Source organism: Nocardia sp. NPDC004718 (assembly GCF_053601535.1).
In genome coordinates this window covers 1-19,501 of the sequence record NZ_JBSGCA010000082.1, presented here as the reverse complement: position 1 = coordinate 19,501, position 19,501 = coordinate 1, and the positions used below count along the sequence as shown (strand labels likewise).

The window sequence follows — 19,501 nt, the reverse complement described above, 5'->3', positions numbered from 1 at the left end:
GAGGGCCCGCCGCCCGGCCACCGCGCCGGGGGGACCCCACGGCCGCGGGTCCACCCGATGCGCGGCCATGCGGCGGTGCTCATGCGCCGACGCTGCTGTGCCGCCAGCTGCGGTCATGCGCCGACGGCGATCTGTGATGGTCTCCACGCGGATCCGCGAGAAGGCGGGTGGTGACCAGTGTCCAGCACCTTCATGGTCGTGCGTGCGAGCCATGCGGCCATTGCGACGGTCGATCGATGGCGTGCGCGCGCAGCGGCGGGTCGGGCATGAAAGTGGTCGCGATGGCACGGCCTAGAAAATGTAGTGGTCTGGGAAACCGGGTGGTCGCGAAGCGCTCGATCCCTGCGGTGAGTTTGCTGCGACCCGTGGCGGTGCGTTGGCGCCTCGCTCTATCCAGCGTCGGCACCGATTCGGATGAGGTGCTGCGCGCCTCCACTCTCAACGGACGCCGCTACGTCGGGGCGGAGCGAGCGCAGGAGTACGGTCGGCTCCATGCGGGCGAGGGATGCTGCTGGTGCGGGTCACCCCCGAGAAGGTGATATCGGAGAACAACGTCACTGGTGAATAGCAACGGGCGATGATCATGACCACTGGTCGGCGATGACGGTCGACGACGGCAACGCCGCCGGGGGATCCGCCGGCCGCGAGCCCGACACCGACGGATCGCAGGAGTCGAATGGGCGGTCGGTGGGCAACCTGGAGTTGTTCTTCGACCTCACCTTCGTGTTCGCGATGTCGCAGGTCACCCACCTGATGCTCAGTGACATCTCCTGGCAGGGTTTCGGCCGGGGTGTGCTCGCTCTGCTTGCGCTGTGGTGGGCGTGGGTGTGCTACGCCTGGCTGACCAACACGTTCGACACGGCGCGGGTGACGTACACGACGTCGATCATCGTCGCGATGGCGGCGATGCTCATCGCGGCGATCGCACTGCCGACCGCATTCACCACCGGGGCCCTCGTTTTCGGGCTCGCATTGCTTGCCGTCCGTCTCATCAACGTCGGGATGTTCCTCGCCTCGTCATCCCGAGAGGAGGATGGATTGGCGTCGGCGATCCGCCGACTGGCGCCGGGCCTGGTCGTCGGGCCGGTCTTGATCGTTGCCGCTGCTTTTGTGGCCTCCCCCTATCGTGAGTTGCTGTGGCTCGCGGCGGCGGCGGTCGACTTCGGCAGTCCCCTGATAGCAGGAATCCGCGGATTTCGGGTCGTGCCCTCGTATTTCATCGAGCGCCACGGTTCGGTCATCATCATCGCGCTGGGCGAGACGATCGTCGCGATGGGGGCGGGGGCAACCGGAGACCTGCGCCATGCCGGTGTCCTCGGGGCCGTGGTTCTCGGGGTGCTGATCTCGGCCACGCTGTGGTGGACCTACTTCGGCCTCACCGCCGGCGCCGAAGAACGCATGCGGCGAACATCCGGTGCCGATCGGGTGCGGTTGGCGCGCGACGCCTACAGCTACCTGCACCTGCCGCTCGTCGCGGGGATTGTCTTCTTCGCCCTAGGGGCCCGGGTTTCGGTGGAACACATCGATGAGCCGCTGGCGCCGCTGGCCGCTCTCGCCCTCACCGGTGGGGTGGCACTGTTCTACGCCGGCGAGGTGGCCTACCGATGGCGTGACCACCGTCGGCTCACCCGCGATCGGCTCCTCACCGCCGCCGCGGCCCTCCTCGTCTTTCCGGTGGCGATTTCCGTCCCCGCCGTCTTGTCGCTGACCGTGCTTACCGCGATCGGAGTCCTGCGACTCGCATGGGAGCTGTGGCGGCGCCCGCAGATAGGCACCGGCATAGCGGGATCCGTACGGTGAGAACGACTCCACTGGCGTAAGCACCGCCTAGCTCCCGACGTTCTGCTGAGGAGCACATGCAGAGGTTCCTCAGTTTTCCATGTTCAGGGGTCGTGTCTGCTCACGCCGAGAGCACCGGTCGACCAAGGGTCGACTCAGGACGCAGTTCGACGGCCAGCTCCGCGCCGAGGGCCGCCTGCGCGAGCGCTCGGCCGAGCCCGGGGGCCTGCTTGAACAGATTGTGACCGGCGATGAAGTAGATGCCGTCGGCCTCCCAGATCGCCACTCCGTCCTCACTCCAGGGCAGGTCGGTCACCCAGCAGTGGCGGTAGTCCACCGGCTCGGGATCCAGCCCGGGCAGAGCCCGGCGCACGTAGTTACCGGCCCGGTCGGCCAGCGCGGCGAGCTGGGCCGGCTGGAGAAAGCTGCCGTCGTCGCGCAATTCGAGGGTCTCACTGAGTCCCACCGCGTACTGCCGGTTGCCGGGCATCGTCGCGGCGTAAATGCCGGTCTCACCGAATTCGCCGCTGCTGTCCTGCAGGCATGCGAGTCGCTGAAACCGCTCGCGCACATCGAAGGTGACCCGCACGTGCGCTGCCGAGCGCACCGGAAGCGATATCCCCACTCCGCGTGCCAGCCGTGCGGTTCCCTGGCCCGCGCACACCACCACGGCTGCGTGTTCGACCCGTGCGCCGCCGGTCTGGACCTCGATGGTGCCTCGCCCGGTGGGCGCTACCGATAGCACCTCGTCAACCACCAGAGCGTCACCGATCGAGGCGGCGAGCCCATCGATCGCGGCCCGCGTCCGGATCGCCCCGCCCGCCTCATCGAGCATCGCAGGACCCTCGTAGGCGGCCAACAGCGGCATCCGCTGCGCAAGTTCGTCGGGCTCGATGCGACGTGCCCGCACCCCACCGACCCGTTCCAGGATCGCCAGCCGCTGCTCAACGCCGGCACCGATCGCGACCACGCCGTCAGCCGAGATCAGCTCTCTGCCCAGCTGCTGCGCCCATTGGTCCCAGATAGCACGGCTGTCCCGCGCGAATGCCACCAGCCGGGGGTCGTCGTGGGCATGGCGAAAAATTCTGGCTTCACCGCCGGACTGGGCATTGCCCGGCAACCCCCGTTCGTACACCCGGACCGACTCGCCCGCGCTCAGCAGTGCGTAGGCGGTGGACAGCCCGACGATGCCCGCCCCGACGACCCCGATATCCGCAGCGTTCACGATGGTTTACACCTGCGCCTGGGTTCGGCTTCGAGTCGGACCAGCAGCGCCTTGGTGGCCATGGCGGGTCTCCTGCTCGGAGGTGGTGGACACGATCCAGCATCACACCACCGGCCGGTGAAGGGAAGGACCCCCGGACCCACGAATCAGGAAACCGACCCTACTGATCGGACTGGGCCTCAACCGTCTGTTCGGCTGGTCGTGGGCGACCCGATCGCCGCGCTGGTGATCGCCGCCATCGCGGTGCGCGAAGGCGCAACGCCTGGCAGGGCGACACTTGCTGCCCGGCACCGACCGCACTTGCCACCACCGACCGCAGCACCGGGCACGACTGCGACTGCTGTGACTGACCATCCCGAATCGGGCGGAAGCCCTGCCTTGTCCCGAGTCCCGCAGGCAGCTTGCCTCCGGTACCAGCAGGAGATGGCGGCCGCGAAGTACCTGCGCGTCCATGCTCTCCACAGAACTACAGAACAGCAGGTCAATGGCTTGCGATTTTATTGCGTTCGCGTAGTTACCCCCTTCACGTTCTGCACGATCCCCGACCCGCTCGCCGCGGCAAGGCAGGGCTGGAGCGCCATTGTGGTGGGCGAAGGGATCAGGAACTCCTGAGTGGGGGTCAGTGTTCGAGTCCCCTTAGTGCGTGATGGTGCACCGGCCGGGGCGTCTACCGGTACGACGTGCACGTAACTGCGCCCTACCGCGCACTCTGCCGCCGCGCCGGCGGTAGCTGGTGGATCTGCGTCGATAGGCCGAGACTGGTTATTGCCTGCCCGCGCCATACGGCACGCGACCACACGGGTCGCGCTCGCCTCGGCACCGCCAGATCGGGCGAGGTGCGTGGGTTTCCGCCTATCGACATGAAGGAGGCTGGAAATGCATCACTCCGACTTGGACCCGACCTTCTATCGGAGCGCGGCGGAGGCGGCGGCCGCGCCACCGGAGCGGCTCGCATACGTTGTTGCGTTCGACCGCGCGGCACAGAAGCCAGATGCGCTGTCAGTAATCGATGTGGATCCGGGCTCGGCCACCTACGGCCTGGTGGTGGGTTGGACCGAGGTACCCCACCTGGGCAACGAGCTGCACCATTTCGGCTGGAACGCCTGCAGCAGCGCGCTGAAGCACGAGGGCCACCAGATTGAGGGGCTGGCTCGGCGGTACCTGATCGTGCCGGGTCTGCGCTCGTCGCGCCTGTACGTGTTCGACACCCAGCCCGACCCACGCCAGCCCACCCTGTCCAAGATCGTGGACAGCTCCGAGCTCGCGGCCAAGGCCGGCTACTCCCGTCCACACACGCTGCACTGCGGGCCGGACGGTGTGTTCATGACCTGCCTCGGCGGGGCCGAGGGATCGGACGGGCCGGGCGGGATCGCGCTGCTCGATCACGGCACGTTCGATGTGCTGCGGCAATGGGAGACCGACCGTGGGCCGCAATACCTCGCGTACGACGCCTGGTGGCATCTCAACCAGAACACGCTGATCAGCAGCGAGTGGGGCACCCCAGCCATGATCGAGGACGGGCTGAACCCGGAGCTGCTGCTGGCCGACAAGTACGGCCACGCGATCCACTTCTGGGACCTCAGCGCCGGTCGGCACCAGCAGCGGATCGATCTCGGCGAGCAATACCAGATGGCACTCGAGCTGCGCCCGTCACACGATCCGGACGCCGCTTGGGGGTTCGTCGGCGTGGTGATCTCGACCGAGGATCTGTCGGCCTCCGTGTGGCGTTGGCACCGCGATGGCGGCGTGTGGGCGGTCGACAAGGTGATCACCATCCCGGCCGAGCCGGCCGATCCCGATCTGCTGCCGCCGGCACTGAAACCGTTCGGCGCGGTGCCGCCGCTGGTCACCGACATCGACCTGTCGGTCGACGACGCATACCTCTACGTCTCGTGCTGGGGTACCGGGGAGCTGAAACAGTTCGACGTGCGCGACCCGGCCGACCCGAAAGAGACCGGGTCGGTCCGGCTCGGCGGAATCGTGGGCCGCACCGCCCACCCGGCCGCGCCGAACCAGCCGCTTGCCGGCGGCCCCCAGATGGTCGAGATCAGCCGTAACGGTCGGCGGGTCTACCTCACCAATTCGCTCTATGGCGCGTGGGACGACCAGTTCTACCCAGATGGGGTTGGCGCCTGGATGGCCGTGATGCGCATCGATCCCGACGGCGGAATGACCGTCGACGAGTCGTTCTTCCCGCACGACGAGGACTTTCGAGGTCTGCGGGTGCACCAGGTGCGCCTCCAGGGCGGCGACGCTTCCTCCGACTCCTACTGCTACCAGTAGTCGGGACGAGCGGGGACCACTAAATCTCTACCGCGTATGCCCGGTCGGCGAAGTGTCCGCACACGTCGAACCTCGGACACGCTGTTGGCGCTAGGAGAGATCGTCCCCAGAGGCGCTCGCCGAAAGCCCCAAGCGGCTTGGGGTTTGAAGCTAGCAGCCTCGTCGGGCTGGTGAGCTTAGTGGGGGTTGGCGCGACAGTGTATCGGACCGAAACCGGCTGCAGACCACATGGTTTCGAGCAGAACACCGTGTGAGCGCACGCTGTGGTGCGGCATGTGCGGCTCGCTCCAGTTGCCGAATCGTGGTGGCCGAACGCTTGCGCGGGATTGCCGCGGAGCCAATCGGGAGGCGCTGCGCAAAGGTTTGGCTGCGGAGTTTCTGCCCGACGGCCCGAACCGTCCGGCTGGAGAGTAGGCGCAGAGCCTTCCGGATCAGTTCGAGTTTTGTGTGCTGCTTGACGTTCACCAGCGGCAGCACATTGAGCACCACGATCTCGGCGAACACCTGCCGCGCCTCTGGGCCGACACCGTCCAACTGCCGGGTGAGTTTCTCGGCGAATGACGCTCCCGACGCGTCAGGAGCCGAGACAACCCACGGGCCGGGGCCGGGAGTCGCGTATCGCCTCGAGCTGCCCGGCCTGCGACGGCACGAGGAGCCCGGCGCCGCGGCCATCGTTCGACAGGCCGATCCCGCGGATCACCCCGAATATCCGCCGCCAGCGCATCGGACAGTCGCATGAGCGCCACGAACCCGCAGCCCTCGGCCGGCACCAAGCCGTCGGCGCCACCCTCCGGACACACCCCCGTCCCGATCACCGAGGATCTGGGAGATCCAGCCGGTGCGCAGCGCGCGTGGACCGTGCTCGATGAACACCCGAACCCCGTCGGCCCATGCAACCGCATGTACCGCCCGACCGGGCCGCCCACCCGGTCAGCCAGGCCCGGACATCGGTGGTCCCAGGTCGAGGTCGTCACGAACTGTTGCAACTGCTGATGACCCACCCCGAGACGGTCTGCCATCGGTTGCATCGACTTACGCTTGCCATCGGCGAGCAACCCACGCAAGTACAGCTGCCCCCATGGCCCGTTGATCCCGGCGCGCGAACCCGGCGAACATCTCCGCGACGAACTTCTCGATCACCGGACGGACAACGTCGATCTCCTCACCCAACACCACTGCAGCAGAACACATCCCCGCCACACCCAACAAGGCACTACTAGCCGGCGAACCCGGGGCACAGGTTGGTGGTGGCGGCGCTGACGAAGAGCGCGCCCTGGTGGAAGTGGTAGGTGGTCTCCACCGTGGAGATCTCGTCGAGTACCGAGGTGCCGCCGCGCAGGTGGTCGCAGGTCGCGTACCCGGCGGCGACCATCTCGTCGGCCTTCTTGCCGGGCAGGGTGGCGTTGTTGATGCTGATCTCCTCGAGGAAGGAACCCTCGGCACTCGGGTCGGCGGTGGCGGTGGCACCGCCCAGCACGGTTGCGCCGAGCGCGGCGGCGGTGACGGCGGTCGCGACGGCGAAGGTGCGGAAGCGGTTGCGGGTGATCCCCATGATGTGGTTCCTGTTCGAGAGGTGTTGTGGCTGTGAGATTTAATGATTCCGCCCCGGCGCTCCCGGAAGTAGCCACCCCAGGGATGAGTCGGCCACCCCCTGTGGCGCGCTGGACGCACGGGAAGGGCCCGTTGCGCGGACGGGGCCGCGCACGATAGCGCGAGGTTTGTTTTTCCGGCGCTGGTCAGTACTGCTGTCGGTCGCGGCACCCTCCCCGTCAGGCGGCGGCCGTGCACCGCCGCGATGCGTACGAGCGCGTTCGTACCCGCCTGGGCGCACCTGAGACCGTGCCCGATCGGATCAGAATAGTCGCGCCCCGACCAGCCGCACATGGGCCCGCGGCCGGTGGCCCGCGCGGGCGGCGGCGGCTTCATCCGGTAGTGCTCCGCCGCCGCCCGCGCGACACATTCAGCGGAACCAGCCCGCCACGCCGAGACTTCCTCGGCCACAACGTCCTGCGGGGTCGGAAGTATTTTCGCAGCATCCGTATGTCTGAGGCTCCACTGAACGCAACTGTCGTGTAGGGCGGGAAGAGTTCGTCCTTGCCAGGCGCATGTGCTGGCCGGCCCTAGGTTTCATGGGCCAGCGATCTCGACGCATATTTGTCATTCGACGACAGTGAACGATGGATTGTTCTTGTCCAGGACGCCGGTCGAGATATCGGGCTCGCCGCAGAATTCTCCGATCAGGTCGACGGCTTCGGAGATCGCCGCGTGGAGTTGGTCGTCGGTAACCGAACCCAGGCAGTCGATGTTGAGTTCGAAGTTCTCGGTCCCCGGTCGAACGATCGTGTGCGCCCCTTGCCGCCAAGCCCAGCGCCGAGTGGCGACCTGCTTATCGTCGACGAAGATCACCTCGCCTGCCTCGGGGTGTTCGACGGCGCCCTCGTTCATGAAGGGCACGAAGATCTCGTCGCCGACGGCCCGCGTCAGCAGAAGTTCACTTTTCACGTCGTCGAGCGAGTGCGCTCCGCACGGGATGAGGTGGCGAAGGGATAGCACAGTCCCGATGTCGACGACGGTCGATATCGCCGGTAGAGCATTCCCGGCGAGCGCTCGGCGTACGAGCGCTTCGCCCGCTGCGCGGAACTTCCCCGGGTCGGCTCCGAAGGCTTTGAAAGTACTCCGCCAATCGGAGATCTGCGGCATTTGCGCCAACGTCGCGATGTCGAGGGAGTCCCGGACTTGCCGCTCTGCCGCTCGCAGCCTGTCGACCAGTTCGAGACTCGACGGACAGTTTCGGACCTTCCGGACGACGACCAGACCACGCCGGAAATCTGGCCGCATGTCGAAGATCGACGTGTCCACGCGTATTTTCATCGTGCGCCCGAGGAGGTTGTCTACCACCTTCGAATTCCACCTTTCCGTTGCCCAACGTTTGTACACCGGGAATTTCTTCCAGCCGACTCGATGCCACGGCTGGAGCTTCGCCCCTAGCAGCCGAGCAGTGAGATATCGGCACAGAAATGCGTCACGAACGACATCAGTTCATCGAGCGATTCCGTAAAGAACAGTACGGGTTGATAATCATGTGTTCCGTAATCCTGCGCCACCATGGCATCCACGTCTGCCGGACGCATGGATGCGTCCTGGAACTCATCGAGCTCTCCGTATGAGGAGAGCAGGCTTGCACCGCATGCGAGCATTCGTCCATCGTCAACGACCACGCCGTATTCCATCGTGTACCAGAAGACCCGCGACAGGACGTGCAGCGCGGACCGATTGCTTGCCAGACGCTTCGCAGCCACACCGAAGATCCGGTACATTTCGGCGAATTCTTCGCTGGCGAGCATGGTTCCGTGACCTATGACTTCGTGCGCCATGTCGGGCTCAGGGGAAAACAGCGGCCTCGAATGGTGGCGGACGAATTGCGTTGCCTGGAAGATGCCGTCCGCCAACGGCGCGTAGAATTCGTTCAGCGGCACGATACCCGCAGCGGGCGAGAACCGGAATCCCGTCAGTGAAAGCAGGACCTCGGAGACTTCACGCATCTGAGGTATCCGGCCCGAAGGCAGGTTCAACCGGTCGGCGGACCGCAGGAGTTCGGGGTGCACCTTTCGCTGATGGCGTTCCATCAGCGCGGAATACATCGTTCGCCAGCAACTTTCGGAGTCCTCGGAGTACTGGATGTCCGGTGCCGGCTCTCCCCACCTGTGGTGCGCCGCCGCCCGTGCGACCGCATCTCGTTCACTCTGGTAAGCGAAGTCGCCGAACCCGGGATGGTCGGCGGGCAGTATCGTCCGCACCACACCGTCTTCCTCGACAATAATACGCGCGTACCGCCCTGCTTCCGTAAACACTCTCACTGTCCCCTCACGGTGTATTTGCGGCCGTACTGCGCGTGCGGAAAAGTAGTCCACCTGGTCGACAGCGGGACTACGCCCCGGACTCGTCCAGCCCAACAGCCGTTGCTTGCTCCAATGTCGGAACGTGGCGTTTCCTCAGGCCGAGACAATCGACGATCCCGATGACCCAGCGTTTGCGGAAGGAACTTCAACGGACACGTTCTTGGTCCGTTCTATCGCGTGAACCGGTTGTCGGAGGCGGGCGACGGACTACCCGCGGCGGCGACGGACTACCTGCCGCGTTGGTCAGCGACTCGATTGCTCGCCGAACAGAATGCGCCGGTTCCGCTGCCGGCAGTCAGCGGCGGCGCGACGCGTGAGCAGGAGTCGAACTGCGATCTGGGAGCCTCAACGGATCGATTCGACGACAGTCACCACCACGCCCAGCAGGGAGATCCCGAGGTGCGCCGCTATCCACAGATGTTCCAGCCGGATGCGAGACAACAGCGGATAGCTGCCTTCGTGCTGTCGTCGATTGGCGGCCCAATCATCCTCGAGCGACAACTCTGGATACATACCGTCCAGTCGGCGGCGAATCAACTGGGCGGCATCCATGTGCATCTTGAATCGCTCGTAGTACTTCGCTGAGATCAGCGCACCGAAGAGCCCCAACGACGCCACTGCGAGGCCCACCGCAGCCGAGATCGGGCTGGAGCCCGGTTGGGCTGCTACGTAACCCATTCCTCCGACCGCCCCGATGACTACCACCGACGTCATCACGGCGCGGTGGTTCTCGGACTGTCTGCCCTGTGTGCGCTGCTCCTGCCACAACCGCAGCAAGATCGCGACATCGTTGTCGCGCTGCTCGGTTGACGGTGTCCGAGTCGGCTCCGGGTCGGCGGCAAGCGACAGCGGGTCCGCCTGGGGCTCTGACACGGCGCCGTGGGCCCCAGTGGACGGGCGACTTGCCCACTGTGCCAGCTGTTCCTGGGCGCTCTCCCATCTGATCAGCCACGCCCCAACGTCGCCCCCACAGGCCTTGACAAACGCTTCCGTGGTCTCCCACGTCGGGAGATGGTCGCCCCCGGCGGCTTCCGAGAGTGCGGTACGGGAACGACCCGAGATGCGGGCCATCTGGAGGTACTTAGGGTTCCCCGCCTCCGAGCGCAACTTCCGCAGCTCAGCCGCGAAGGCTTGGATCGGACCCGCTGACGGATCCAGCAACCGCTCCGGGCGAGGCATGGCATCGTCTCCATCGGTAAGGGGACCAACGTCGATCGTACCCAGCGGGTTCGCGCCGTCCGCCGTTACTTACGTCGGCCGTCCCATTGTCCACCGCCCGGCGGAAGTTGACCGTCATCACAGGGAAACCGGCAACCACCGAGGTATACAGGTGGAACTCGAGGGAGGATCGCGCCGCGGCCGAGATCGGGTCACACCCGGCCGGCCATGCCCTGGGAGCGGCAGGGCCACGATCGTTGGTCCTCGTGGCGCGCACGCGAGCACTACTACGATTGTGGCGTGACGCGATCGCGTGAGCGAGTCGCCGAGCGTGTGCCGTCGACGTTGCGAGGTGTCCGTGACAAATCCCCCGTCACTTGTCTCCGCGGACAGCTTCTACCACGTCTTCCTGTGCTACAAGTTCGAGGACTTCGCCGCGGCCGACGCACTTCGCGCCGAACTCGTCGCCCGTGGTCTACGGGTGTTCCTCGATGTCGTCACGGGCGAGGACTGGGCTCCTCTGTCGACATCGATCGCCGAGGCATTGGCGCGCTCGCGCACTCTCGTCGCATTGATGACCGAGAATTTCGCGCGCAGTCCGCACTGCCGTGAGGAATTGCATGTCGCGCTACTGGCGGCGGACCACCTCGATGCCGGAGACACTTCGCGGGTGATGGCGATCGTGCGGGGCATCCCTTTTGACGACGTCCGTCCAAAACAGCTCACCGCTCAACGGCTCCCGTTCGGAGGCCTGCCACCTGCCGTCCTGGTCGAGAAGATCGTCACCAACGTGCGCTCTCATACGGGGGTGTTCGGGGATGCGCCCACAGAGATGCCACGCTTGGACTGGTATCCGCGCGAGCGCCCGACCGAGCGATTCTTCCGTGGACGGTATGCGGAATTGTGGGAGATTCATTCGGGCCTGCGCGCGCGAGAACGCAATCGGGATCGCGGGCTGCCGGTGGTATCGGTAACCGGTGCCGGGGGCCTGGGAAAGACCTCCGTGTGCCTGCACTACGCGCGCGTGTTCGGACGAGATCATCCGGGCGGCGTATTCCTGCTCGATTTCGGTGGCAGCGGCGACCAAGGCGACGCCTCGTCCCCGTACGCGTTGCGAAGCCGCTTCGAAGAGCACTTGGTCGTGATTGCCGAAAGGCTGGACGTGGAGGGGCCGAGCGAGGTCGCCGCGGGACTCGAAGCGCTGGGTCTACCCTATCTGTGGATTCTCGACGATATTCCGACCGGAGCTGCCCCGGAAGATGTGATATCGCTGTGTGCACCCACCGGAGCGGGCCGAACTCTGATCACCACGCGTAATCCCGAACGATTCGCCTCCGCCACCGTCGCTTTGGGTCCACTCGATCCCGATTCCGCCGCAGGCATACTCACCGCCTATCAGCTCCCCGCGGCGACGGAATCGGGCGATGTCCGCGCGATTGTGTCGATGTTGAGTCAGCACCCTCTCGGACTGACGATCGCGGCAGGTCTGACCACCACCGCCGATTTCACCGGGTATGCGGACCTGCGCACCCTGTTGACCGCTGCCGTGCCCGACGAACTCGAAATGGCCCAGTCGATACCGGGGCTGCCCGCTGGATGCGCAGTCCCCTTCAGCCGTGTCCTACTGCGTTCCTTCCATTCACTCGACAAGGCCGGGCGCGATGTGGTGCTCGGTGCGAGCACGCTGGCAGCGGCACCGATTCCGCGCGCCTTGCTCGATTCGATCGTGTCCTCGGTGGCAGACGCCGACGAGCAACACCTCACCGCGGGAATCAGGTCGGCGTACGCGCGGGCGTTGCTAGAGGCGAACGAATCTACGGTCCGAATGCACGCACTCATCACGCGTGCTCTCCGCCTTCTGGTCGGAACACCCGGCCGCCAGAAGTTTCGGGACGCGGCGGTGGCCGAACTCACCGCCGCCGTGGAGGGCACGCACGAGAGCAGGCGGCACCCGTGGATTCGGGAATACCTCCCGCACATTCGTGCCGTTGCGGGCTTCGATCTCGTGGGTGATCGCTGGCAGGTAGGCGAGAAGGAACGGAACCTACTCAATGAAGCGGGACGAGTCCACATCGATGTGGACCGGCAAGCGCTGGAGATCTACCAACTGCTCTACGATTCCTGCACGATCGAAACGGTCGGCCGGTATACCCATTGCGTCGCTCTCAACGGCCTGGCGGTGGCTCACGAATTCGCCGGTGAGCACACAGTGGCCGCGCTCCTCAAAGAACGTGTGGTCGACCTGCTGCGCGCCGAATGCGGCGAGAACGGGCCGGAAACCCTGACCGCGATGAACAATCTCGCTGTCCTGCAATACAAGATGGGCCACCACCATGCGGCCTATGACACCCAGGTGCGCGTCTACCGAGGCCGACGATACAACCGGAACATGGGTCCCACGCATAGGGAGACGGTGGTCGCCTGGAACAACCTCGCGGTATTCCGCGGCCGACTCGGTGACTCACCCGGGCAGCGAAACTTTCACCGACGTGTTGCGCACCGCCTATGGATTCTCGCCTGTAACCGTTGGCAGACCATCGCTCGCCCCGATGACCGGGATGCCCTGGACGCACTGCACGGCCTGGCTCTGAGCTATCGCGCGCTGGGCGACCGCGAGTCGGCTCTGCCGCTACTCACCGACGTCTACCGGCGGTGCACACTGAAGCTCGGACCCGAGCACCCCGACACCATGGACGCCCTGGAAAACATGCTGATCGTGCGGGAGGAACTGAATGAACCACGAGGATGACAGTTTCGAGTCGCTGCTGTCTCGACGGCTGCATCGTCAAGGTCCGGATCACCCCGACACCAGACACACGATGGCAAATCTCATTCGGGGACATATACGCGATCTCACGACCGCCGATCGAGAGACCGCGGAGCTGCCGGATAGCGCCCCGGCGGCCTCGAAGGTACGCCTCGACAGCGACGCGGTGGACGACGAGATCGACTTGGTCGAGACCGCGTTGGCGATGCACGAGCATCGAGCCGCCACCTACGGGAACGATGATCCGCGCACCTTGGTCGCGCGCAGCTATCTGGCATACGCGCTCGCCTTCGCCGATCATCTCGACGGGCAACTCGAATCCGCAGAGGTGCTGGCGCTGGACGCGTACGAAGGGCTCGCGGATGCCACCGAGGCCGGAGAGGCGGGACCGCACGACGCGCGGACAGCGAAGCTTATCCACCGGTGGATCGCCGAACGCGTCAGTCGGCCCGAGTAGTCCCGGCTCCAGGCTCCGACAAACGCGCCAGATCGGCGCGTACCTCCGCTGCCCGGGGGGAGCCCATGCCCTCCAGCATCCCCGAAGCCTCCGTCCACAGGTATTCCGCTTGCTCGGTACAACCCTGTGATTCCGCGACGGTTCCCAGGCCGTGCAGCGCCATCGCCGTCTCGTACCGACCACCTGACCGCGCGTCGGAGTCGATCGCGTCGAGGAACGCCTCTTCGGCCGCCGCGGCCCTCCCGGCGCGTATGTGCAGCCACCCGAGTCCGTTCGCCGCTCTGGCGGCATCCATGTGCATGCCCAACTCTCGCGCGATGCTTCGGGACTCTTCGAGGTGTTCTGCCGCGCGAGCCCACTGCCCCACAGCGGACTCCGAGATGCCGATACCCCGGAGCGTGATCGCGACGTTGCGACGCGTCCCGATCTCGAGGTAGGTCTCCAGCGCGGCCCAATCCAACCGGATCGCCTCGGCGAACTCACCGCGGCGTCGACACACCGCCGCCTCGTGCGCCAAGGTGTTCGCGAAACCTCGTTGGTCGGCCTGCGTTTCGAAAAGTTCGCGGGCGATTCGGTACTGCGCCAGCGCCGCGTCGTCGTCACCTTGCTTGTGCCATGCCACTCCGAGGTTGGCGCGACTCATCGCCTCGCCGAGCCGATCGCCCGATCGCACCGCAGCCCGCACGGCTTGCTCGTGGCTGGACACCCACTCGAAGAGTCTCAGGGTCCTGAAGAAGTAGCCCCGCAATAGAAATGCCAGTCGCCAACGCGCGGAGTCCAGAGCCGGATGGTCCCGCTCGCACAGCGCGACCATCGTCGCCCGCTCGGCCTCCAGCCACGACAGCGCTTCCTCAAAGGTATGCAACGGCGTCGCCTCTACGCTGGTCGCCGACAACTCGATGCGGTACCGGAGCGGCTCGAGCAGTTCGTCGGCTCTGCGCGTTGTATGCAGGTAGTAGTCGAAGAGGCGCTCCAGCGCCGGGGCCGCGGGCGAGTCACGCGAGTTCGCACCGAGTTCGGCCGCGTAGCGGTGCACGAGGTCGTGCAGCTCGACGCGCCGAGAATCGGTAAGGGTGACCAGGTGGGCGCGGTCGAGTGCACGTAGCTGCCGCGCTGCTGTCGCACGGTCCACACCCGCCACCGCGGCGATGGCATCGATGTGGATACCGGTGCCGGGGATCAACCCGAGTAATCCGAAGGTTGTCGCCACGTCTTCGCGCAACTGGTGATAGGACCACGAGACAATCGTGCGCGGGTCGGAGCTGGGATCGTCGTTCTCCAGAACGCTGAGCCGACGGCTGTCGTCGGCCAACTCGGTCACGAACGACGACACCGGCAGGGCAGGGCGCGCCTTCAGTGTCTGCGCGACGATACGCAGTGTCAGCGGCAGCCCGGCGCACATGGAGATCAGTGGCGACGTGGACTCCTCGACGCCTGCCCGTGCGCCGAGCGAGTCGCGAAGCAAGCTCAACGACTCGTCGTCGGACAGCGGGGGCACCTCGACGATCTCGGCGCCGTAGCGGACCGCCAAGCCGGTCAGGACCTGCCTGCTGGTCACCAATGCCGCGCAGGATTTCGCGGCGGGCAACAGAGGTCGGACCTGGTCTTCGTCGCGAACGTTGTCCAGAACCAGCAAGAGCCGGCGGTCGTCGAGCAGGGTCCGCAGCAGGGCCGAACGGCTGTCCATGTCATCGGGGACCGTGGCCGGGTCGACCCCGAGGGCACGCAGCCAACCCGGTAGAACCGCCTCCGGACGCACCGGCCCACCGACGCTCCAGCCTCGGAGATCGGCATACAGGACCCCGTCCGAGAAGCTGTCACTTCGCAGCCCAGCCCACCGCACCGCGAGCGCGGTCTTCCCCACTCCGGGCCGGCCGGTGATCACCACAATCGCGACGCCGGTGTCGCCGGGCCGCACCAACTCGTCCAGCAGCGCGAGTTGCTCATCGCGGCCGATGAAACCCCGCACGCCCGGGGGCAACTGACGCGGCACCGGCCGGACAGGAACCCGGCGTTCCCGCGTCGGGTCGGCCTCGGAGCGACCGCTCTCGGCGAGAACCTTCGAGTAGAGCGCCTCCCAGTCGTCGACTTTCGTCACCGCCGTGGGCACCTCGACCAGTACGGCACGCATCGCGGGCCAGGTGGCGGAACGATCCGGAATCGCGCGCCCTCGTTTGGCGTCGTACCACACGCTCTTGCTGATGCCGCTGCGATCCGCAGCGGCCCGATCGCCGCCGAAGTGGCGCACCGCGCGTTCGATCGCAGCGTGGAAGCGGGAGCGAGCGTCGCCTCTCCGACCCGTCACGTCACCTCCGACCTCGATCCGCCGCCGGACGAAATCGCCGGACGAGTCGGCGGCTCACCAGTACTCGCCGAGTGGTCCGGTACGGGAATGCGCCGGACACCGTTGCCGGACATCAAGCACCGCAACGACTCTACGTCCATGACTAACCACACGATAAACCCGAGGAGCACCGCGCCGGAGCCACCGCACGAACCTCCGGTGAGGGAATTCAGGACGACGCCCGTCCCGGACCGTCCTGACATCGAGCTTCGATTGGTGAATGCGACGCTCGATACGGTGCACGCCGCTCTCGCCGAGTTGATCGAGACCATCGAGCACAACCGCAGGGCCGCGCCCCAGACCACCGCATCGATCCAGCTCCTGGTGACCAGGATCGCCGTGGCGATGAGTCTGCTCTCGGGACGATGAATACCAATCCGCTGGGCCTCGAGCCGCTCACAATCCAAATACTCTCCGCCGCTTTCCAACTCAACACTCCTGCGCGCGTCCGCGCCTTGCACGACGCCACGCTGGTGGCCCAGCAGTATCTGGCACCCTTCGTCACGAAGGTGGCTGTCGACATGTTGCCCGAGATCGTCGCGGCGACCACGGCCGATCCCGGCGCGACGGTCGTATTCCAGGGACGTGACGGATTCAACTTCGGCCACGTGTTCGCGGCGTTCGCTCCCGAGTTCTACGCGGCACGCTGCGTCCCGCTGTACCTGTCGCGCCGCCTGGTCGACAGCGCACTGTGCGCACTGGAGAACCACACCAGCGCGGTCTTTCCTGGTATCGAGCGCTATCGGGGACAACCAGCCGACAGCGGCGACTCCCGCGGTGCCTGGCACCGGCTCACCGCCTATTTCCTGGCCAACGGCGTCCCGATCGGAGCACCCGGATCAGTCGTCCACCTCGTCGATACCGGCTTGAAAGGCAGCATCCAGGAGATGCTGGCCGCCGCCTACCCCCAGACAACCTTCGTAGGGCATCTCGCGTTTCACGCGGCTGCCACCGCGGATCCGCATCCCGGCAGTAAACGGGGCTACGTACTGCATCTCGACGGCCCGAACGAAAACGACGGCGACGCGATCCGCGGCCCGCTACCGACGGACCGGAGACTCACGTTCCTGCACCGCACCGCGATCCTCGCCGTCGAGAGACTCGTGCAGGGCAGCCATTGCAGCCCCGCCGGGTTCGGCCCGGACAGGCGGCCCCGCGTGCCGCGCGCGCGGTACGACCCGCACCCACTCGCACATATCGATCCGTCACTGATCCGAGCGCCCTACGACGATCCCAGGCTGCGTGAAGGCCTGCGAAGCATTCTGAGCCTCGCAGTTGCTCGAGTCGCTTCGACATTCGCGGATCGTGCCACGGCCGCGTCGGACCCCGGTGAATCGGTTCGGAACTCGGCCTGGTACGCCGACCTCGTCCGCGGCAGCAACGAATTCGTGCACCAGATCCGCGCCTGGATAGGCCATGAACAGGACTGCGACCCCCGCCTTCGCACACTCCTCGACGCACTGGTTCCACGAACCTGAGATTGCCACCCCACACCCCACATCACCAACGTCACGACCCGCAACAACTAGGCAGCCCGAGGCCCCGGCTCGACATCCATTCCCTGCTCGGCCGGGGTTCTCGGGCGTATCCGCTGATTGCGTCACCCCGTGAGCCACACGTCACACGGCGACGACAAGGCCCGCTCACACTTTCACGATCACTCCTCACCACGAGCGGGCCTTCACGCCCCGACCGGCCCCGCACACCGATCAGATGCCTCGGTCGATACGGTTCACCACACCGCAGGGCCCGGCCCGTGGAGAACGACCGAGCCCGCGGCGTTTCGACCAGTGCCCGAGCGGCGGCCCAGACCCCGGTCACTACCTCGAGTTCATCGAAGCCGAGGTCGGTTCGGGCCGCTACGGCTCGGTCAGCGACGTTGTCCGTGCCGCCCTGCGGCTGCTCGAGGATCGTGAGACCAAGCTGCGTGCGGTGCGTGAGGCCCTCATCGAGGCTGAGAACGCCGGCCCCGGCCTGCCGTTCGACGGCGAGGAGTTCCTGGCCCGCAAGCGGGCGCAGGCCCGGCGCCGGTGAGCCGGCATCTGCTCAACCCCCTGCCCACGCCGACCTCGAACAGATCTACGACTACACGGGGTTCCGGTAGTAACCGCGCGAAAAACAACACATATGGCTGGACCAGCGGCGATGGCGTTGTGATCGGTTTGGGCTGCGGTTGGGTGCGGTAGGTGCTTGGCTTGGCTAGGTGTACGACCCGCACAACCCGATGGGCAAGATGTTCTTCAACATTCTGGCCACCTTCGCCGAGTTCGAAGTCGACCTGCTGCGCAGGCGCACCCGCGAGGGCATGGCCGTCGCGCGCGCCAAGGGCCGCCTCCGCGGCCGCCAACCCAAACTCTCGGCCAAACAGCGCACCGAGCTGCGGCGTATGCACGCCACCGGCGAGTACACCATCGCCGACCTCGCCGAGGTGTTCGACGTCTCCCGGCCCACCGTCTACCGCACCTTCCAACGCGACAACACCACGACATGCGGTGACACCGCCATGAACGGGTAGGAGTCGAGGTGCGGTTTAGCAGGACCATCGCCCGAATTCTTCGTGAGCGAGCAGTCCCGAGGATCCTTCGGGTGGGCGAGGCAGTTGAACACGATGCGAGGGTCGTGCGCGAAATCAGTGATGGGGCAAAGACGGCTGCGTGGGAGGCGGAAAACGCCGACCTGGCAGGTAAGAGGCGGGTTCTTGCCAGTGAAGCCGACTCTGCTGGTGGTTCCCCAGGGTCGAAGGGACAGGCCCATCCCAGTGATTCGGGGAGACCTCAGCCGGGTACCGATATTGTGCACGCGCGGCCGACGAGCACGGCCAGACGCCTGGAACTGGATCACGGGGATGTGGACGCCATCGTGGACTACATCAAAGGAGGCAACGAATCGATCAATCGGGCGCTAAGAACCGGGCAGATCAACCCGATCGTCCACGCACGGATCAAAGCCCTCCGGACCGCACTGGCGAAACTTCCGGATTTCCGGGGAACGGTTTTTCGTGAAGCCGACATTCCGGAGGAGATACTGGCGCGTTATCGACGTGGAAACCTCGTTACCGAGGAGTCGTTCACCAGCGCTAGACGAAGAGGGGGACACTTCATTGAAGGCAGAGTCAAGTTCAAAATCAAGTCGAAACATGCGAAGAATATTTCCGCGTATTCCAACAAACCCCACGAGAAGGAGGTCCTGTTTACGGACGGGACCAGCTTCGAGGTGACGCGCCGTCGATACAACAGGGTAACGGGGGTTACCAAGATCAGCATGCGTGAGTTGTAATCCTGCAAGCACCTGAAAGAACTCTATCGGAATTACGACGGCGAGATCGAATCGCCCTGGCCGGGGGACCACCACGGTATCGATTCGTGGTGGGAATTTCTGAAAGGGTTCCAGCCAGGCCAAGGATCCGTGGTGCGACATTCACGATCTGAACCCCGACCGTCGGTACTGCACGAGGACCGACGCGAGCCCGGATCGCCGACATGGCGCTGTGCTTCGTTTGCCGCTGCTAATGGGAGTTACCGGGCCAGCCAGTAGGGCAGACTCGGTGCCGGTAGCCCCGGCAGGTGAGCACTAACCTCACCTGAACTTC

The 19,501-nt window shown here is 65.8% G+C and carries 14 protein-coding genes and 3 pseudogenes; 10 read left to right on the top strand and 7 right to left on the bottom strand.

The window, feature by feature from the left end; genetic code table 11:
• Positions 1–600 precede the first annotated feature (600 nt).
• The gene (locus ACWEH3_RS33820; protein ID WP_450026530.1) at positions 601–1,800 is read left to right on the top strand and encodes a low temperature requirement protein A; all 1,200 of its coding nucleotides are present in this window, start codon (positions 601–603) and stop codon (positions 1,798–1,800) included.
• Positions 1,801–1,900: 100 nt separating this feature from the next.
• On the opposite strand, the gene ACWEH3_RS33815 is transcribed toward ACWEH3_RS33820, so the two are convergent.
• Positions 1,901–3,004 carry an NAD(P)/FAD-dependent oxidoreductase gene (locus ACWEH3_RS33815; protein ID WP_450026528.1) on the bottom strand — a complete coding sequence of 368 codons (1,104 nt, stop codon included), beginning with the start codon at positions 3,002–3,004 and terminating at the stop codon, positions 1,901–1,903.
• A 160-nt stretch (positions 3,005–3,164) separates the two neighbouring features.
• Between ACWEH3_RS33815 and ACWEH3_RS33810 the strand changes: the two are divergent.
• Together ACWEH3_RS33810 and ACWEH3_RS33805 are read left to right on the top strand one after the other, a co-directional pair.
• Positions 3,165–3,354, top strand: a pseudogene (locus tag ACWEH3_RS33810) (hypothetical protein); the annotation flags it as partial.
• A gap of 526 nt (positions 3,355–3,880) precedes the next feature.
• On the top strand, positions 3,881–5,287 hold the full coding sequence (locus tag ACWEH3_RS33805) for a selenium-binding protein SBP56-related protein (RefSeq protein WP_450026526.1): 1,407 nt from the start codon (positions 3,881–3,883) through the stop codon (positions 5,285–5,287).
• 953 nt (positions 5,288–6,240) lie between these two features.
• Here ACWEH3_RS33805 and ACWEH3_RS33800 read toward each other — a convergent pair.
• The 5 genes and pseudogenes from ACWEH3_RS33800 to ACWEH3_RS33780 all read right to left on the bottom strand — a co-directional run.
• Positions 6,241–6,478: pseudogene (locus ACWEH3_RS33800) on the bottom strand (transposase); the annotation flags it as partial.
• 25 nt (positions 6,479–6,503) lie between these two features.
• On the bottom strand, positions 6,504–6,839 hold the full coding sequence (locus ACWEH3_RS33795) for a DUF732 domain-containing protein (RefSeq protein WP_450026524.1): 336 nt from the start codon (positions 6,837–6,839) through the stop codon (positions 6,504–6,506).
• A gap of 605 nt (positions 6,840–7,444) precedes the next feature.
• Positions 7,445–7,987, bottom strand: a complete 543-nt coding sequence (locus ACWEH3_RS33790) for a B3/B4 domain-containing protein (protein WP_450026096.1) — start codon at positions 7,985–7,987, stop codon at positions 7,445–7,447.
• 284 nt (positions 7,988–8,271) lie between these two features.
• Positions 8,272–9,138: a phenylalanine 4-monooxygenase gene (locus ACWEH3_RS33785; RefSeq protein WP_450026094.1), complete on the bottom strand. Its 867-nt coding sequence runs from the start codon at positions 9,136–9,138 to the stop codon at positions 8,272–8,274.
• A gap of 393 nt (positions 9,139–9,531) precedes the next feature.
• On the bottom strand, positions 9,532–10,365 hold the full coding sequence (locus ACWEH3_RS33780; protein ID WP_450026092.1) for a helix-turn-helix domain-containing protein: 834 nt from the start codon (positions 10,363–10,365) through the stop codon (positions 9,532–9,534).
• 337 nt (positions 10,366–10,702) lie between these two features.
• Here ACWEH3_RS33780 and ACWEH3_RS33775 point away from each other — a divergent pair, with 337 nt between their 5' ends.
• A complete protein-coding gene (locus ACWEH3_RS33775) occupies positions 10,703–13,093 on the top strand; it encodes a tetratricopeptide repeat protein (RefSeq protein ID WP_450026090.1) in 2,391 nt (796 codons plus the stop codon).
• A 70-nt stretch (positions 13,094–13,163) separates the two neighbouring features.
• On the top strand, positions 13,164–13,568 hold the full coding sequence (locus tag ACWEH3_RS33770) for a hypothetical protein (protein ID WP_450026088.1): 405 nt from the start codon (positions 13,164–13,166) through the stop codon (positions 13,566–13,568).
• Here ACWEH3_RS33770 and ACWEH3_RS33765 read toward each other — a convergent pair.
• The gene (locus ACWEH3_RS33765) at positions 13,552–15,873 is read right to left on the bottom strand and encodes a tetratricopeptide repeat protein (protein WP_450026086.1); all 2,322 of its coding nucleotides are present in this window, start codon (positions 15,871–15,873) and stop codon (positions 13,552–13,554) included. The genes ACWEH3_RS33770 and ACWEH3_RS33765 overlap by 17 nt on opposite strands.
• 255 nt (positions 15,874–16,128) lie before the next feature.
• Between ACWEH3_RS33765 and ACWEH3_RS33760 the strand changes: the two genes are divergently transcribed.
• The 5 genes and pseudogenes from ACWEH3_RS33760 (at position 16,129) to ACWEH3_RS33740 (ending at position 19,188) form a co-directional block, all read left to right on the top strand.
• Positions 16,129–16,281, top strand: a complete 153-nt coding sequence (locus ACWEH3_RS33760) for a hypothetical protein (protein WP_450026084.1) — start codon at positions 16,129–16,131, stop codon at positions 16,279–16,281.
• The gene (locus ACWEH3_RS33755; protein WP_450026082.1) at positions 16,278–17,390 is read left to right on the top strand and encodes a hypothetical protein; all 1,113 of its coding nucleotides are present in this window, start codon (positions 16,278–16,280) and stop codon (positions 17,388–17,390) included. Before ACWEH3_RS33760 ends, ACWEH3_RS33755 begins: the two co-directional genes overlap by 4 nt.
• A gap of 340 nt (positions 17,391–17,730) precedes the next feature.
• Positions 17,731–17,946, top strand: a pseudogene (locus ACWEH3_RS33750) (type II toxin-antitoxin system ParD family antitoxin); the annotation flags it as partial.
• Between the two features lie 169 nt (positions 17,947–18,115).
• The gene (locus ACWEH3_RS33745; protein WP_450026080.1) at positions 18,116–18,427 is read left to right on the top strand and encodes a helix-turn-helix domain-containing protein; all 312 of its coding nucleotides are present in this window, start codon (positions 18,116–18,118) and stop codon (positions 18,425–18,427) included.
• Positions 18,428–18,498: 71 nt separating this feature from the next.
• On the top strand, positions 18,499–19,188 hold the full coding sequence (locus ACWEH3_RS33740) for an ADP-ribosyltransferase (RefSeq protein ID WP_450026078.1): 690 nt from the start codon (positions 18,499–18,501) through the stop codon (positions 19,186–19,188).
• Positions 19,189–19,501: the final 313 nt, after the last annotated feature.

What these genes read in the sequence shown, in the direction of transcription:
- ACWEH3_RS33820 (WP_450026530.1), top strand. Translation starts at nt 601, where the DNA reads ATGACGGTCGACGACGGCAACGCCGCCGGGGGATCCGCCGGCCGCGAG.
- ACWEH3_RS33805 (WP_450026526.1), top strand. Translation starts at nt 3,881, where the DNA reads ATGCATCACTCCGACTTGGACCCGACCTTCTATCGGAGCGCGGCGGAG.
- ACWEH3_RS33795 (WP_450026524.1), bottom strand. Translation starts at nt 6,839, where the DNA reads ATGGGGATCACCCGCAACCGCTTCCGCACCTTCGCCGTCGCGACCGCC.
- ACWEH3_RS33790 (WP_450026096.1), bottom strand. Translation starts at nt 7,987, where the DNA reads ATGCCGCAGATCTCCGATTGGCGGAGTACTTTCAAAGCCTTCGGAGCC.
- ACWEH3_RS33780 (WP_450026092.1), bottom strand. Translation starts at nt 10,365, where the DNA reads ATGCCTCGCCCGGAGCGGTTGCTGGATCCGTCAGCGGGTCCGATCCAA.
- ACWEH3_RS33770 (WP_450026088.1), top strand. Translation starts at nt 13,164, where the DNA reads ATGGCAAATCTCATTCGGGGACATATACGCGATCTCACGACCGCCGAT.
- ACWEH3_RS33755 (WP_450026082.1), top strand. Translation starts at nt 16,278, where the DNA reads ATGAATACCAATCCGCTGGGCCTCGAGCCGCTCACAATCCAAATACTC.